This is a genomic window from Streptomyces sp. R11, from assembly GCF_041051905.1.
In the GTDB taxonomy this organism is placed as follows: domain Bacteria; phylum Actinomycetota; class Actinomycetes; order Streptomycetales; family Streptomycetaceae; genus Streptomyces.
The window spans coordinates 101,250-114,602 of the sequence record NZ_CP163432.1; the positions used below are offsets into that span (position 1 = coordinate 101,250).

Consider the following 13,353-nt stretch of genomic DNA (forward strand, 5'->3'; position numbering starts at 1 on the left):
TCAGAAGGACACCGTCCACCCCTCGCGACGCGCCTCGGCCTCCGTGTACGAGACACCGTCGACCTTGAGCCCGGAAGGGTCGAGCAGGGTGATCGCCCCACCTCTGTTGCCGAGAGCGAAGCCGTTGCCCCCCTGCACGACCACGGTGGCGCCTGCGGCAACTTGCTCCGCGGGCAATGGGAACATGTGATCGTTCTCGTCGGCAAGTTGCCAGCCGTTGAGGTCGACGGATTCGGGTGAGGCGTTGATGAGGGTCACCGTCTCCCGCTCGGGGGCCGGTCCCTCGGGGTTGACCATGGCGGCGAGGATGCGCACTTCGGCTTCGCGCTGGACGGGCCGGGCAGGCGCTGTCTCGATGGGGTGGCCGGTTTGTTCGTCGGTGTGCCAGGCCTGCGACTGGAAGGCCAGGAACACGGCCGCCCAGCGCGATTCAGCGGGGAAATGGAGTATCAGCGCGCCGTCCTGCCAGACTCCGTTGCTCGAACGGAAGCGCCCTACGCTGCCCTGGTTCATGTGGATGTCGTGCACACCATTGCCGGGCTCGAAGTCGAACACCTTGTCGCGCTTGTTGCGTTCCGGTCCCCATCGCTCGCCGAAGAGGTACAGGGCGGCCGTTGGATCGCCGATGGCACGCTCGATGTAGTGGTCCAGCCTGTCGGACAGGTCGTTGTCGGGGCCGATCACATCGGGAGGCAGCTCGCGCATCGATTCCGGGGTGAAGAGATTCCCGCGGATGAAGTCCAGGCTCGCCGTGCCCGGTCGGGACTGCAGCTCCGTCCATCCACTCCCTGCCGGGGGAAGCTGTGCGGTCACGGGATGCCGGAAATCGTCGACGGCCAGGAATAGCAGCTCGGAGGGAGACTCCTGGGACAGGACGTTGACCGCACCGCGGTAGTGCGTGCCCCTGCTGTCGGTGAGGTGGAGCTGGTAGTGCGGGGTGTCGTCGGGCGCCCCTTCACGGCGCCGGTCGACGACCCGGCACGCCAGCACTCCGTAGTTGTTCAAAGGCATGAGTCTTCCCTCCGCCGGTGGTCGATCCGGAACAAAGCCGGTACGGAAAAAGGGGAAAGAGTCCAGAGATCGAGGACCACCCAGGCGGGATCGTGATCCGATCCGTCACCGCCATGCCTGGTACGTCGGTCGATGTGAGAGCTCTTGTGCCGCGCCCTGAGGCTCTTGCTAAGCCAGATCTGGTCGAACAGCTCGTACTTGGCGGGCTGTCCGTTCTCCTTGAATCGATGGGTCCACGACCCGGAGGCGGCGGCGGCGGATCATCAGGCTTTGGCGCTCGGGTCTCCTCCGGATGCGCGAGCGCCTCCGTCAGGCTCAACTGACCCGCAGACTCGGCCAGTTTGCTGAGTGTCGGTGCGTCAGGCGTGTCGTTCATGTCGCCCAGCACGATGTAGCGACTGTCGGGGCGGGTCCGTTCGCCGATGATCCGGACGATGGTCTCCGCCTGGCGGGTGCGTCGTTCGTCGGCGCGGCGCTTGCCCTCTTCGGGGTCGGTGTCCCGGTCGACGAACTGGCTCTTGAGATGGTTGTTGAAGACGGTCAGCAGATGCTTGTCGGGGTCACGGGGATCCAGTATGTGCGCTTCCAGCAGGTCCCGGCTGAATACGCGCTCACCAGGCACGTCCGGATGGACCGCGTGCTGCCAGGAAGCCACCGCCCCCACGGGGAACTTGGACAGAACGGCGACGTCAATCAGGCGGGGGTCATTGCCCTCGACCAGCGAAAGGTGCGGGTAGGCACCGCCAAGATGCTGCGCAACGAAGAAGCGTAGGGTGTCGATGTCCTCGACTTCCTGCACCGCCAATACGTCCAGGCCCATGTCACAGATCCGCCGGGCGAGCACCTTCTGTTCCTCGGGGTCTATGCCCTTGACCAGCTTGCCTTTGTACCTACGGATCCGCACGCTCTTGGGGTCGTCGAAGACATAGCTGGAGGTGAGCCGTCCCTCGTCATCAACCGGATGGACAGCCGATATCTCTGCCCGGAAGTTGAACCGTGAAAAGAGATTCTTGAGGTTGAATGTTCCTACGGCGACGTCCATGGTGACCTCCGAGATCGACCACCTGTCCCCTATCGCCTCGAACATGTCGAGCGTAACGCGTTCGGCCGACCGGCGAAAACGGAGCCGTTGCCCGTCCTGTTGAATCCAAAACCGGGCGGGTTCTCTCCCTCTGTCAACCTCTGTCACAGGCCGACCGGATGTGAGGCGGGCTGTCCACCTGTGGACTCCGTTCACGCCCACCCCCGCGCGCGACGGCGGTCTTGCTTCTCCGCGCATTGAGGGCCGTGAGCGTCGAACCACACGAGGACATGAAGCTGGAGGTGATGGGCCGGCTCCGGGTGACCGATCCGATCAGCGGGTTCCTCGGGCGCGGGAGGCTCGTGCCCGAGGACAAGCGCGGCATCACTATCGAGCACCTGCTCACGCACACGTCGGGTCTGGTCAATCTTGCCAGATCGTTCCGACCTGGAGCGCCGCTCTCGTCCGGGTCACCTCAGCATGTACGACCGCCCATGCCGGCAGCAGCTCTGCGATGCGTCGCAGCCACTCGACGCCGCGGGAGGATCTGTCGTACAGGAGCAGGCATAGGACAGGCGACGACGTCGGTGGCCTCGGAGTGGACTGCGGGGACAGTTGACACATCGTCGTGGCTGGCGGTGGCAACCGACCTGGTCAATCCCGGACCGAGCAGTCCAGGATCCGCCCGTCCACCGTCCCCACGACCAGACGCTGTTGCTCCGCGCGGTACGCGGCGGACACCGGCGTGACCGGGTGGCCGTGCGCGCGCAGGGTGTGCCGGGCTCGCACCTCTCCGGTGGCCGCGTCCAAGGTCTCCACCTCGCCGGTGAGATACACGACGTACACCCTCCGCTCGTCGCCGTCGAGATCGGCAAGCGGTTTGTCGGTGTCGTACACCCAGCGCGCCTCGCCGTCCGGCAGCCGGCGGCTCACGACGTACGTGCCCTCGCGGGCGTCCGTGTAGGTGGCGCCCCGTTCATACGACCGGCCGGCGTGGACGAGGGTGTCCGTCAGCTCGACGGCGGGGCCGTACCAGGGCTGGCGTGGCAACGCCGGGTCCCAGCGCAAGGGGAAGAGGGCGCGCAGGGTTGCGGGGCCGTGGGCGCCCGGAGGATCGATCACGTGGATCCACGGCGCGTCGTCCTCCGGGCCCGGGCCGTCCACGTACACCAGACGGGCGCTGTGTCTGACGCGCAGCGCCGGGGAGTTGGAGCGGTTGGGGGCAAGACCGACGCGTGCCGCCTCCCGGTGCGTGGGGTCGAGCAGCAGCGCGGCGGATCCGTCGCGCCCTTGCGGGCGCAAGGCGAGCCAGCCTTCGTCCGCGGCGCACAGTGCGGGAGCCGACGGCACCTCGACGCAGTCCAACGCACCACCGTCCGCCGTCGATATCCGCCGAACGGTCACCGCGCGATCGACCCGTCGACCCGTCACCTCGTCGCGCCGGTGGCCCCGGTACGTCACCCACGCCGACTCGCCGTCAGGGGCCGCCTCGACCCGTACGCTCCCCTCACCGTCCGCGGGAAGGGCCCACGCCGGCGCGCCTGACGAATCCCAGCATTCGAGGTCCGTGTGGCGCCCGGTGGCGAGTACCCGGCCGTCGGCCAGCACCGCCAGGTCCCGCACCTCCGCCCGCCGCCGCCACCGGCCGTCCGTCAGCCGCGCGAGGGCATCCTCCACACGGGGGTCGTAAAGGAGCCCGCTCTCGACCATCGGATGGCGTGCGTCGTCGGGGTCGACCAGACCGGCCGGAGCAGACAGCCAGTCGTCCACCGCGACGGCCAGCTCGAAGCCCTTTTGGAAGCCGCCGTCCTTGTCCTCGGGGGAGAGCAGCATCGCGAGCCTGCCGTCCTCCAGCCAGCGCAGGTGGCGCACTTGGCGGCTCTTGCTGAGCAGGCTCGTCACGCACCCGGTCTCCAGGTGCAGCAGGAGCAGCTCTCCCTGGAAGTCCCACGAGCCGTCGTAGCGGCCGGTGCCGATGGCGACGAGCGGCAGCTCGGGGTGGGGTTCGATGGCGCACACGGAGTAGCGGGAGGCGACGACGTGGCGCGGACGGAGGGTGCCGGCCTCGTACACGCCGATCCGGTGGCCGAGCCAGTCGCCCGTACCGCGCCACATGACGTGCCCGAGGTCACCGGCCGCGATGACGCAGCCGTGACGCTCGTCGGTCACCGCCCACACGGGCCGGCCGATCTCGGCGAGCGGCTGGTCCCCCAGTATCCGGCGGACGGTCAGCTCATCCTGCACGACAGTCTCCCCCCAAGGTGGCGCACAGTCTGCCAGGCCCGGCGCTTCCCCGCGATCTTCCGACGAAAGCGACTCATCCGTGTACGTGATCGGGAAAGACGGCTTTGCGGTCCGGTACCTGCGTCCTCGTGCGGCTTCGACGAAGCCCGGTCCTGCCCCCGCCGGCCGTGCCGGAGCCGTCGAGGCAGGTACGTCGGACCACGCGCATTCTGCACTCCTCACCCAGCGGTGGCCGTGGCGCCGTTTCCGGGCACGCCGCCGCGGTGCGGTGCTCCGCTCCCCCTGTCAGTGCCAGTCGCTGATCCGGACGTCGTCGGGCGCCGGCCTGCCGTGTCCGGATTCCACGTACTCCTTGAGGCTCATCAGGAAGATCGCCCACTTCGTGCTGCAGTGGTGCATGAACTCGACCGGCTCACGCCAGCCCTCGTGCCTGAACAGGACGATCGTGTAGTCCTCGCGACGGCTGAGGCTCCAGTCGATCTCGGTACCGATCCACTCCTCGGGGCCCTCCGTGACGCGCCACCGCACCCGGCCGACCGGGTCGAGTTCCAGGATCTCCATGTCGAAGCCACCGACGTCACCGAACCGGAACGCCAGGGTGCCGCCGACTTCGCTCTTGCCGGTGGTGTCGGTCGTCCACCAGCCGGCGATGCCCTCGGGCGTCGCGATGGCCCGGTAGACGTCGTCCAGCGGCGCGACGGCGCCGATCCGATGCAGGATGTCGACCATGGTCATGCTCCTTGAGTGTCGTTGCGGCTGCGTGCGATCGCCTCCGCGATGCTTTTGATCCGGCGCAGTCGGGCGTCCCAGGCGGCCCCGACCGTGGCCAGTTGCGCGGCGGCGCGGGCGAGTTGCGCCTGGTCGATCCGGTAGTGCCGCTCGCGGCCGGCCTGCTCCGCATGGATCAGCCCGACGCGGTCGAGAACGGCGAGGTGTTTCGACACGGCCTGTCGCGTGAGTGGGAGTCCCGCGCTCAGTGAGGTGGCCGTGCCGGTTCCGGACGCGAGGAGCAGATCAATGAGTGTGCGCCGGGTCGGGTCACCGATTGCCGACCACAACTCGTCGTTCTCGGCCGTGCTCATGGGCTCGACACCAACCGTGTGATGTACGCGCCCAGCCTGGGGATGTAGAGGTCCCAGCCACTCGTGTGATCGCGGTACTGCTCTTCGAGGACGGCGATCTCCCAGCCCATCTCGCGGAACCCGGTCTCGGTCATCCGCACCAGGGTCCCCTGGTCCCTCGCCACCAGATCGAAGGTGACCAGCAGCGAGTCCCCGTCGGGGTCGGCGCCGGAGTAGCACCACCTGAAGGAGAACCGCGACGGCGGGTCGACCTCGACGACGGTGAGCGCGACCGTCATCGTCTCGCCGGTCGCGTCGTCGCGCCAGAAGAGCTCGCCGGGCGCCCCTGCCACGGGTTCGAACCTGGCCTCGTCCGGCCACCACTCCCGCATGTGCTCCGGGCGGCTGATGACCTCGAAGACCACCTCGGGTGGCGCGTCGACGTGGATCTCGCGCTCGATGCTGCCGTACTCCATGACCCGACCCTTTCGCAACCTTTGGTTGCACGTCAGCATACGCCGCGCGGGCACAGATACGCAACAAAAGGTTGCGGATCGCCGAGGATCCGACCTCGGCTGTAGCGACGCACGAAGGGCAGCCGTGTCCGGTTCAGTGCATCCGTCCCCGCCCTGAGACGGCCGCGCCGGGACGGCGGCTTGCCATGGACCTGGTCAAACACGGGGTCCGTGCGCGAAGATCGCGCCCGCACCACGCCACCACTTCCACGCCACCCGCAACGGGAGGATGTACATGGCTCTGCGCACACCCCGCGGTCTGCTCGCCATAGCCACCGCCACCGTGGCCCTGATCGTCACGACCGGCTCGGCCTCCGCCACGGGAACCGTCCCCACCGTGGCCGACCCGCAGGCCCGGGTCTTCATGGTCAACCCCGTTCAGTCCTCGGGCGATCAGACCCTCACCGACGGCAAAGACGCTGCCGCCGCGGTCCCCGCCACCGCCTACGCCACCGTCGCGCTGCGCAACCTGGACGGCAGCGGCGGGCTCTCCGGCCGCTGGGCCTCGGTCCGTTCCGACACCGGCGCCTCCGCGCGGATCTCCGACGCCACCTCCTACGACCGGCACGACGACCAGTTCGAGCAGGTCATGGCGTACTTCTGGGTCAACGAGGCGCAGGAGTACCTGCAGGGCCTCGGCTTCGGCAGCGAGCTGCCCGGCGCCAACGACCGGGTGCAGCCGGTTCGCATCAACCAGTGGGGCGCCGACAACTCCTTCTTCACCGACAGGAAGGCCGAGATCCGCTTCGGCAAGGGCGGCGTGGACGATGCCGAGGACGCCGAGGTCGTTGTGCACGAGTACGGCCATGCCGTGCACCACGCCCAGGTGCCCGGCTTCGGCAGTTCCGTGGAGGCCGGCTCCATCGGCGAGGCCTTCGGTGACTACCTGGCCGTCGCCGTCGGCGAGCACGCCGCCGCACGGTACGGCTGGCCTCTGAAGGCCGACGTCGCCTGTGTCGCCGACTGGGACTCCGTCACGTACAGCGACGCCCCGCACTGTCTGCGCCGGATCGACTCCGACAAGACGTACGCGGACCGGGTCGGCGAGGTCCACGCGGACGGCGAGATCTGGTCTCGTGCGCTGCTCGACATCCGCACCGCCCTCGGCCCGCGCGCCGCCGACCGGATCATCGTCAACGCCCAATTCGGTTTCTCTCCCGACACCAGCTTCGCGGCTGCGGCGAATACGACGGTCGTGACGGCGCAGAAGATGTACGGCAAGGGCGCGGCGGACGCGGTCCGCGCCGCGTTCCAGGCTCGCGCGATCCCCGGCGTCATCTGACGGGCGTCATCTGACACGCGACGTCCCGGAGGCGGCCAGTCTGCTGCCTCCGGGACTCCAGCCGTCCTTGCCGTGGTCGACGACAGGGTCGTGGGCGCCGCGTCCTTCGATGTCAGCGGCGCCAAAGTCGTGTCCCTGCGTGGCATTGTCGCCGCGGACAAGCCCACGCGCCTCAGCGAGACTTGGCGGCAGCCCGAACCCGGCGCACCGGTCATCAACACATGGTGACCAGACCCACCGGATCCCAGTGGCTGGAGTCGGAGCCTGGAGGGGGGCGACCGTCGGCGCGGGGCATGCGAGGAGTTATGGCGTCTCGTGCGGGGCATGCCGTGGAGGGATTCCGCAGGACCCCTTTCACGCCGAGGCCAGCGAAATGAGTCGATGCTCTCGCTGACCCATTCGTCCTAGGAGCGCAGAGGGCGGCCGATGATCTCCTGCACGGACGGGCGCTGGTCGAGGGTCCACTGAACGAGTTCGGCGAAGCGGACGCCGTACTCTTCAAGTGCGAACAGCGACACGTCGATTGCTCCGTCTGGCCAGCCGAGTCGTCGCCGGTTCGCCCTGCACCGGTCCGGCGTCAGATCCAGGGTGTCGATGTCGGTGCCGAGGGCGGCGGCGATGCTCCGTACCCGTGAGCGTGTGCTCAGCGGCAGGCCCGCTGCCGGCAGAACACGCACAGCTGACCACGAGGGCGCCGTCAGTGGCCGACTTCGTGGTCGCCCGCTTCGATGAGGCCGCTTTCGTAGGCGAAGATCACGATCTGGATCCGGTCGCGCAGGCCGAGTTTGGTGAGGATGCTCGACACGTGTGATTTGACCGTGGCGGCTCCGATGACGAGTTGCTCGGCGATCTCCGCGTTGCTCGCGCCCCGGGCCACGGCGGTCATGATCTCGCGTTCGCGGCCGGTGAGGCGTTCCAGGCGGGCCGCGGCGACGGTGTTGACGCGGCGCTGCGCGAACCGGTCGATGAAGCGCCGGGTGATCGAGGGGGCCAGCAGCGTCCCGCCCTCGGCCACGGTGCGTACGGCGGTGGCCAACTGTTCGGGGGGAATGTCCTTGAGTACGAAGGCGCTGGCGCCGGAGCGCAACGCCTTGTAGACGTACTCGTCCGGGTCGAAGGTCGTCAGGATCAGTACCCGCGCTCCCCAATCGGCCTCCTCCAGGATCCGCGAGGTCGCTTCGAGGCCGTCCATTTCAGGCATGCGGATGTCCATGAGGATCACATCCGGGTGATGCCGGTGGGCCGCCTCGATCGCTTCGAGACCCGTGCCCGCCTCGGCCACGACCTCGATGTCGTGGTGGACCCGGAGAATCATGGTGAAGCCCCGGCGTACCAGCGCCTGATCGTCGGCGACGACGACGCGGATCGTCACGTGGGTTCTCCCTTGGTGGGCAAATGGGCGGTGAGCCGGAATCCTCCACCGGGGCGTGGCTGTGCGTCGAGGGTTCCGCCGAGCAGAAGGGCTCGTTCCCGCATGCCGACGATGCCGTGGCCCGGTCGGCTCTCGTGGATCGCCCCCATGGGCCCGACGGCGGCGCCTCGGCCGTTGTCGAGCACCTCGATGGTGATGCCCTCGCTTTCCCCGCGCAGGTGCACTTCGGTGCGGGTGCCAGGTCCGCTGTGCTTCAGCACGTTGGTCAGGGCCTCCTGGACGATTCGGTACGCCGAGAGATCCAGGCGGGCCGGGATGGGACCCTGGACGTTGCCTGAGACCGAGACCTCCAGACCCGCCTCGCGGACCTCGGCCACAAGCCGGGGCAGATCGGCCAGGCCCGGCTGGGGGCCCAGGCCGTCGCGTCCGGCGTCCGGTCGCAGCACTCCCAGCAGGTGCCGCAGTTCGTCCAGCGCTTGACGTCCTGCTTCCTCTACCGCGGCCATTGCTTCGAGGGCACCCTGCAGATCCTCGGCCGCCACCATACGGGCCGCACCGGCCTGCACCGTCATCATGCTCACCCGGTGGGCGACCACGTCGTGCAGTTCACGGGCGATGTGGGTGCGCTCCTCGGTCACGATCCGCCGTGTTTCGGCGGCCTGCTCCGTCAGGAGCCGGGCGGCACGCTCGGCACGCAGCCGTAGGCGCCGACCGAGGTACCAGGCCCCGGACATGACGAACGCGCCGAAGCCGATGTCCTCCCAGGGGACGGAAAGGAGCACCCCGTCGATCGTCAGCGCGGCGATGGCCGCGACGACGCCGAGGGGGCCCCACCGGTTGTCCTCGGCGTGCCGCCCGACGCTGTACAGCGCGAAGATCACCATCCCGCCCAGGGTGGAGTGGCTGCTGCCCAGGGTCACGGCCCACGCGCCGAGGACCACGCACAGCACCGCGACCGGCCTGCTCCGACGGCGGTACATCGCCGCGCCGGCCACCAGGAAGAGCAGGAGCGCGGGATGGAGGATGCCCGAGACCGGGCGGACGGCCACCCCGTCCCCCGGACCCTCCTCCAGGAGCGTCGTCGGCAGGAACAGCGCCGTCGCCAGGACGGCGTCGGCGCCGCGTGGCCAACGCGTGAACGGGCTGCGGAACCTGCCCGGCACACTGCGGCTCGGCGTCTCGGTGTGCCGCGCCGTGCTGTTCATCGTCGCTCCATGAAGGGAGGTTCAGTGCCCTGGCGCGGGTGATGGGGAGCGCACCGGACAGGTCATCGTATTTCCAGCTCCGAGGCACCGTCACCCGTCTGCGGACGGATATGGCCCTCCGCCCCCGGGTGGATGCACCGCTGCGTTCTTCCCGTCGACCGCGGGAGAGTCGAACCCCCCTGGCGGCGGGAGACGGGTCCGGGTCCGGCGCCCACGATGGAACGGCACAAGCCTCATGCCCCCGCGCTCCGAACGTGGTGCCGGTCGGCAACCGTCCACGCCCCGTGCCGCCGGTCTGCGGCCTTCCCACGCCCGGTACCGCCGCTCGGCGGCCGCCCCACAGGAGCCCCAGCCATGAACCGACTTACCCGCCGTATCGGCGACGCGAGCGCCCGCCGACCGTGGGTGACCATCGCGGCCTGGCTGGCCGCACTGGCCCTCGTACTGCCTCTGGCCGCCGTGGCCGGCGGCTCGTTCGTCGACGATCTCGTCGCTCCCGGCAGCCAGAGCGAGGAGGCGATGGAACTGCTCGAAGAACGCTTCCCGGAAGCGTCCGGTGGCAACGCCATGGCGGTCTTCGCCACGCCGGAAGGAGAGCGGATCGACAGCCACCGGGCTGCGATCGAGGCTGCGGTCGCCAGGATCGCCGACGTGGAGCACGTCGCCACGGTCACCGATCCCTTCACCGCCGGGACCGTCTCGCCGGACCGACGGATCGGCTTCGCCCAAGTCGCCTTCGACGTACCGGCGATGGAGGTGACTCCCGGGCACATCGCGACTTTGGGCCGCGCGATCGAACCCGTGCGCGGGAACGGTGTCGTCGCCGAACTCGGCGGCGATGCCGTCTTCATCAAGGCCGAGACGCCGACATCCGGCGCGGAGGCGGCGGGCCTGCTGACCGCCCTGGTCATCCTGATCGTGGCATTCGGCACGATCGTTGCCGCGCTGGTCCCGATCGCGCTCGCCCTGGCCGCCGTCGCCGCCGGTCTGGGCAGCATCGCGCTGCTGGCTCATACGATGGACGTGTCCCCAGCGGCGCCCACGATCGGCGCGATGATCGGCCTGGGTGTCGGCATCGACTACGCCCTGTTCATCGTGGCGCGCTGCCGCGAGAACCGCGCCGCCGGCCAGGACAACTCCACCGCCCTGTCGAACGCCATGGCTTCGTCGGGTGCGGCCGTCCTGTTCGCCGGCGGCACGGTCGTCGTGGCGATGACCGCGCTCGCGGTGACCGGCCTGGGCTTTCTGACCTCGATCGGCCTGAGCACCTCGCTGGTCGTGTTGTTCGCCGTGGCGACCGCCCTGACGCTACTGCCGGCGCTGCTGTCCCTGCTGGGGGACCGTATCCACAAGCAGCGGCGCCGACGCCTCCGAACGCGCCGAGTGAAGAAGCCCGAGGGACCTGAGACGACGGCATGGTGGCGGTTCGCCCACCACGTCTCCGGCCGGCCGTGGCCGTACCTGCTCGCCGCGTCAGCGGCGATGCTGGCACTGACGGTTCCGGCACTACGTATGGACACGGGTTTTCCCGACGCGGGCAACGACGCGACCAGCACCACCCACCGCCGCGCGTACGACCTGTTGGCGGAGGGGTTCGGCCCCGGCTTCAACGCCCCTCTGCTGATCGTCGCAGACCTCCGTAGCCCCGGAGTGGCCGCCGAGGGCATCCCCGAGCTGGCTCGGCGCCTTGCCGCCGACCCTGGCATCGCGTCGGTCGGCGAGCCCCAATTCTCCGCGGCCAAGGACACGGTCGTGCTGCCCACGATCCCGACCACCGCACCCGCCGACGCCGCGACCTCCGACACCCTCGCACGCGTCCGCGACCTCGTCCCCGACAATGTCGCCGTGTCGGGCCTTACCGCGATGACCGACGACCTCACCCGCCAACTCGCCGACACGCTGCCGGTGTTCATCGCCGCGATCCTCGTGGTGTCGTTCCTGCTGCTGATGCTGGTTTTCCGCTCCATCGCGGTCCCGCTGAAGGCCACCGTCATGAACCTGCTGTCCATCGGCGCCGCGTACGGCGTCGTGGTAGCCGTCTTCCAATGGGGCTGGCTGAGCGGGCTGTTCAACCTGGAGGAGACTCTGCCGATAGCCTCGCCCCTGCCGACGATCTTCTTCGCAGTCCTCTTCGGCCTGTCCATGGACTATGAGGTGTTCCTGCTCTCGCGCGTCCGCGAAGAGTACGACGCCACGGGAGACACCATCGAGTCGGTGGCCCGCGGCATCTCGGTCACCGGTCGCGTGATCACCTCCGCGGCGATGATCATGGCAGTGGTCTTCCTGAGCTTCGTGGCCAACCCCTCACCCCTGGTCAAGATGATGGGCCTGGGTCTGGCGACCGCCATCGTGCTCGACGCCACAGTCGTCCGGATGGTGCTCGTCCCCGCGGTCATGGCCTTGCTGGGCCGCGCCGCCTGGTGGATACCCCGCCCCCTCGACCTACGCCTGCCCCGCATCGGCGTGGAGACCGCCACCGTCCCGCCTCCGCCCGAGCGAGAGCGCGAGCCCGCGCTCGGTGCTGCCGGCCAGGATCAGGTCCGGTGAGTACTGGACGGTGGTGGGGCCGTGTGGTCGGAAGTGCTCCAGTTGGTTACGGTCTCGCTTCCGTGGTGACTACGACGCTCGAAGTGGAGCGCGGACGGCAGGTGCCGTGGGCCGACGGGCCATGGATCGAGAGAAACTGCCTGCAAAACCTCGGTTCTGAGCGTGCCGATTGCGGGCGCGCGGCCGGGGCGGGCCTCCGACGTCCACTGGCGCATGGAGCCAGACCCGCTCGGCACCCGCCGCCTCTATCCGAGCGTGAGCATGGCCTCGGCGACCTCGCCGACCGCCGCATCGGGGATCGCAGTGGCGGCCTCCTTGAGGACGAGCAGCCGTGCCCCGGAGATCTCGCGCGCGATCGCCTCGCCGTTGCCGACGGGGAAGAACGGGTCTCGGCGGCCGTGCACGACGAGTGTGGGGACCTCGATCTCGGGCAGTCGCTCGCGCCAGCGGGGTTTGCAGTCGAGTCTGGAAAACACCATGCCCATCTGGTTGGCCATCTGGACCGGGGGTGCGGTGCCGGGCGTGCGGTCCCAGATGCGCGCAGCGACTGCGCGCGCGGCGACCGGGTCGTCGCCGAGGATCTCCGCGCCTGCGGCGGCGAACTCCGCAGCCGCCTCGCGGTCGGTCCAATCGGGCATCGGACGCGCGAACAGTCGGCTCATCGTCGCCCGGTCGTGGTCGGGGAGGTCATCGTCGGGTGCGCCGGGCGCGACCGCGCGGGTGCCGACCAGGGTGAGCGCCGAAAACGCGCCTGGATGGTCGAGCACGGCCACCTGGGCGACCATCCCGCCGACGCCGATCCCCGCGAGGTGCGCAGGGCCCCCGCCGAGTGCGTCAGCAAGGGCTGCCGCGTCGGCGGCGAGGCTGCGTAGGGTGTAGGCGGGCGACTCCGGATCCGTCGTCGTCGACTCCCCACTGTCGCGCAGGTCGTAGCGCACCACACGGCGCCCGCCGGCGGCGAGACGCTCGCACAGCGCGTCGGGCCAGGAAAGCATCGTCGTCGCGCCCACGAGCAGGACGAGTGGCGCGTCGTCGTCACCGAACGACTCGATGCCCAAGGCGATCCCGTTGGCGTTGAGAGTGGTCATGGGATCA

General features: G+C 69.3%; 12 protein-coding genes. 3 read left to right on the forward strand and 9 right to left on the reverse strand.

Annotation, left to right across the window (positions count from 1 at the left end):
- The 6 genes from AB5J55_RS00610 to AB5J55_RS00635 all read right to left on the reverse strand — a co-directional run bounded on the left by AB5J55_RS00610 (nt 1) and on the right by AB5J55_RS00635 (nt 5,813).
- Nucleotides 1–1,011 carry a DUF2278 family protein gene (locus AB5J55_RS00610; protein ID WP_369268726.1) on the reverse strand — a complete coding sequence of 337 codons (1,011 nt, stop codon included), beginning with the start codon at nt 1,009–1,011 and terminating at the stop codon, nt 1–3.
- Nucleotides 956–2,098 (reverse strand): endonuclease/exonuclease/phosphatase family protein, encoded by a 1,143-nt coding sequence (locus tag AB5J55_RS00615; RefSeq protein WP_369268727.1) that lies wholly within the window; start codon nt 2,096–2,098, stop codon nt 956–958. Before AB5J55_RS00615 ends, AB5J55_RS00610 begins: the two co-directional genes overlap by 56 nt.
- Before the next feature lie 588 nt (nt 2,099–2,686).
- Nucleotides 2,687–4,276, reverse strand: a complete 1,590-nt coding sequence (locus tag AB5J55_RS00620) for a hypothetical protein (RefSeq protein WP_369268728.1) — start codon at nt 4,274–4,276, stop codon at nt 2,687–2,689.
- A 285-nt stretch (nt 4,277–4,561) separates the two neighbouring features.
- Complete coding sequence (locus AB5J55_RS00625; RefSeq protein WP_369268729.1) at nt 4,562–5,005, reverse strand: SRPBCC domain-containing protein; 444 nt, start codon at nt 5,003–5,005, stop codon at nt 4,562–4,564.
- 2 nt (nt 5,006–5,007) lie between these two features.
- Complete coding sequence (locus AB5J55_RS00630; RefSeq protein ID WP_369268730.1) at nt 5,008–5,358, reverse strand: ArsR/SmtB family transcription factor; 351 nt, start codon at nt 5,356–5,358, stop codon at nt 5,008–5,010.
- Complete coding sequence (locus AB5J55_RS00635; RefSeq protein WP_369268731.1) at nt 5,355–5,813, reverse strand: SRPBCC family protein; 459 nt, start codon at nt 5,811–5,813, stop codon at nt 5,355–5,357. The genes AB5J55_RS00630 and AB5J55_RS00635 overlap by 4 nt, the downstream gene beginning before the upstream one ends.
- A gap of 274 nt (nt 5,814–6,087) precedes the next feature.
- Between AB5J55_RS00635 and AB5J55_RS00640 the strand changes: the two genes are divergently transcribed.
- Nucleotides 6,088–7,134, forward strand: a complete 1,047-nt coding sequence (locus AB5J55_RS00640) for a M4 family metallopeptidase (RefSeq protein WP_369268732.1) — start codon at nt 6,088–6,090, stop codon at nt 7,132–7,134.
- Between the two features lie 72 nt (nt 7,135–7,206).
- On the forward strand, nt 7,207–7,362 hold the full coding sequence (locus AB5J55_RS00645; protein WP_369268733.1) for a hypothetical protein: 156 nt from the start codon (nt 7,207–7,209) through the stop codon (nt 7,360–7,362).
- A gap of 469 nt (nt 7,363–7,831) precedes the next feature.
- On the opposite strand, the gene AB5J55_RS00650 is transcribed toward AB5J55_RS00645, so the two are convergent.
- Nucleotides 7,832–8,506 carry a response regulator gene (locus AB5J55_RS00650; RefSeq protein ID WP_369268734.1) on the reverse strand — a complete coding sequence of 225 codons (675 nt, stop codon included), beginning with the start codon at nt 8,504–8,506 and terminating at the stop codon, nt 7,832–7,834.
- Nucleotides 8,503–9,711, reverse strand: a complete 1,209-nt coding sequence (locus AB5J55_RS00655) for a sensor histidine kinase (protein ID WP_369268735.1) — start codon at nt 9,709–9,711, stop codon at nt 8,503–8,505. Before AB5J55_RS00655 ends, AB5J55_RS00650 begins: the two co-directional genes overlap by 4 nt.
- Nucleotides 9,712–10,065: 354 nt before the next feature.
- Here AB5J55_RS00655 and AB5J55_RS00660 point away from each other — a divergent pair, with 354 nt between their 5' ends.
- Nucleotides 10,066–12,258: an MMPL family transporter gene (locus tag AB5J55_RS00660; protein WP_369268736.1), complete on the forward strand. Its 2,193-nt coding sequence runs from the start codon at nt 10,066–10,068 to the stop codon at nt 12,256–12,258.
- Between the two features lie 245 nt (nt 12,259–12,503).
- On the opposite strand, the gene AB5J55_RS00665 is transcribed toward AB5J55_RS00660, so the two are convergent.
- Nucleotides 12,504–13,346: an alpha/beta fold hydrolase gene (locus AB5J55_RS00665; RefSeq protein ID WP_369268737.1), complete on the reverse strand. Its 843-nt coding sequence runs from the start codon at nt 13,344–13,346 to the stop codon at nt 12,504–12,506.
- Between the last annotated feature and the right edge of the window lie 7 nt (nt 13,347–13,353).

Bases quoted from the DNA above. Each gene is read 5' to 3' on its own strand.
- AB5J55_RS00665 (WP_369268737.1), bottom strand. From the start codon at position 13,346: ATGACCACTCTCAACGCCAACGGGATCGCCTTGGGCATCGAGTCGTTC.
- AB5J55_RS00635 (WP_369268731.1), bottom strand. From the start codon at position 5,813: ATGGAGTACGGCAGCATCGAGCGCGAGATCCACGTCGACGCGCCACCC.
- AB5J55_RS00660 (WP_369268736.1), top strand. From the start codon at position 10,066: ATGAACCGACTTACCCGCCGTATCGGCGACGCGAGCGCCCGCCGACCG.
- AB5J55_RS00655 (WP_369268735.1), bottom strand. From the start codon at position 9,711: ATGAACAGCACGGCGCGGCACACCGAGACGCCGAGCCGCAGTGTGCCG.
- AB5J55_RS00640 (WP_369268732.1), top strand. From the start codon at position 6,088: ATGGCTCTGCGCACACCCCGCGGTCTGCTCGCCATAGCCACCGCCACC.
- AB5J55_RS00630 (WP_369268730.1), bottom strand. From the start codon at position 5,358: ATGAGCACGGCCGAGAACGACGAGTTGTGGTCGGCAATCGGTGACCCG.
- AB5J55_RS00625 (WP_369268729.1), bottom strand. From the start codon at position 5,005: ATGGTCGACATCCTGCATCGGATCGGCGCCGTCGCGCCGCTGGACGAC.
- AB5J55_RS00610 (WP_369268726.1), bottom strand. From the start codon at position 1,011: ATGCCTTTGAACAACTACGGAGTGCTGGCGTGCCGGGTCGTCGACCGG.
- AB5J55_RS00615 (WP_369268727.1), bottom strand. From the start codon at position 2,098: ATGTTCGAGGCGATAGGGGACAGGTGGTCGATCTCGGAGGTCACCATG.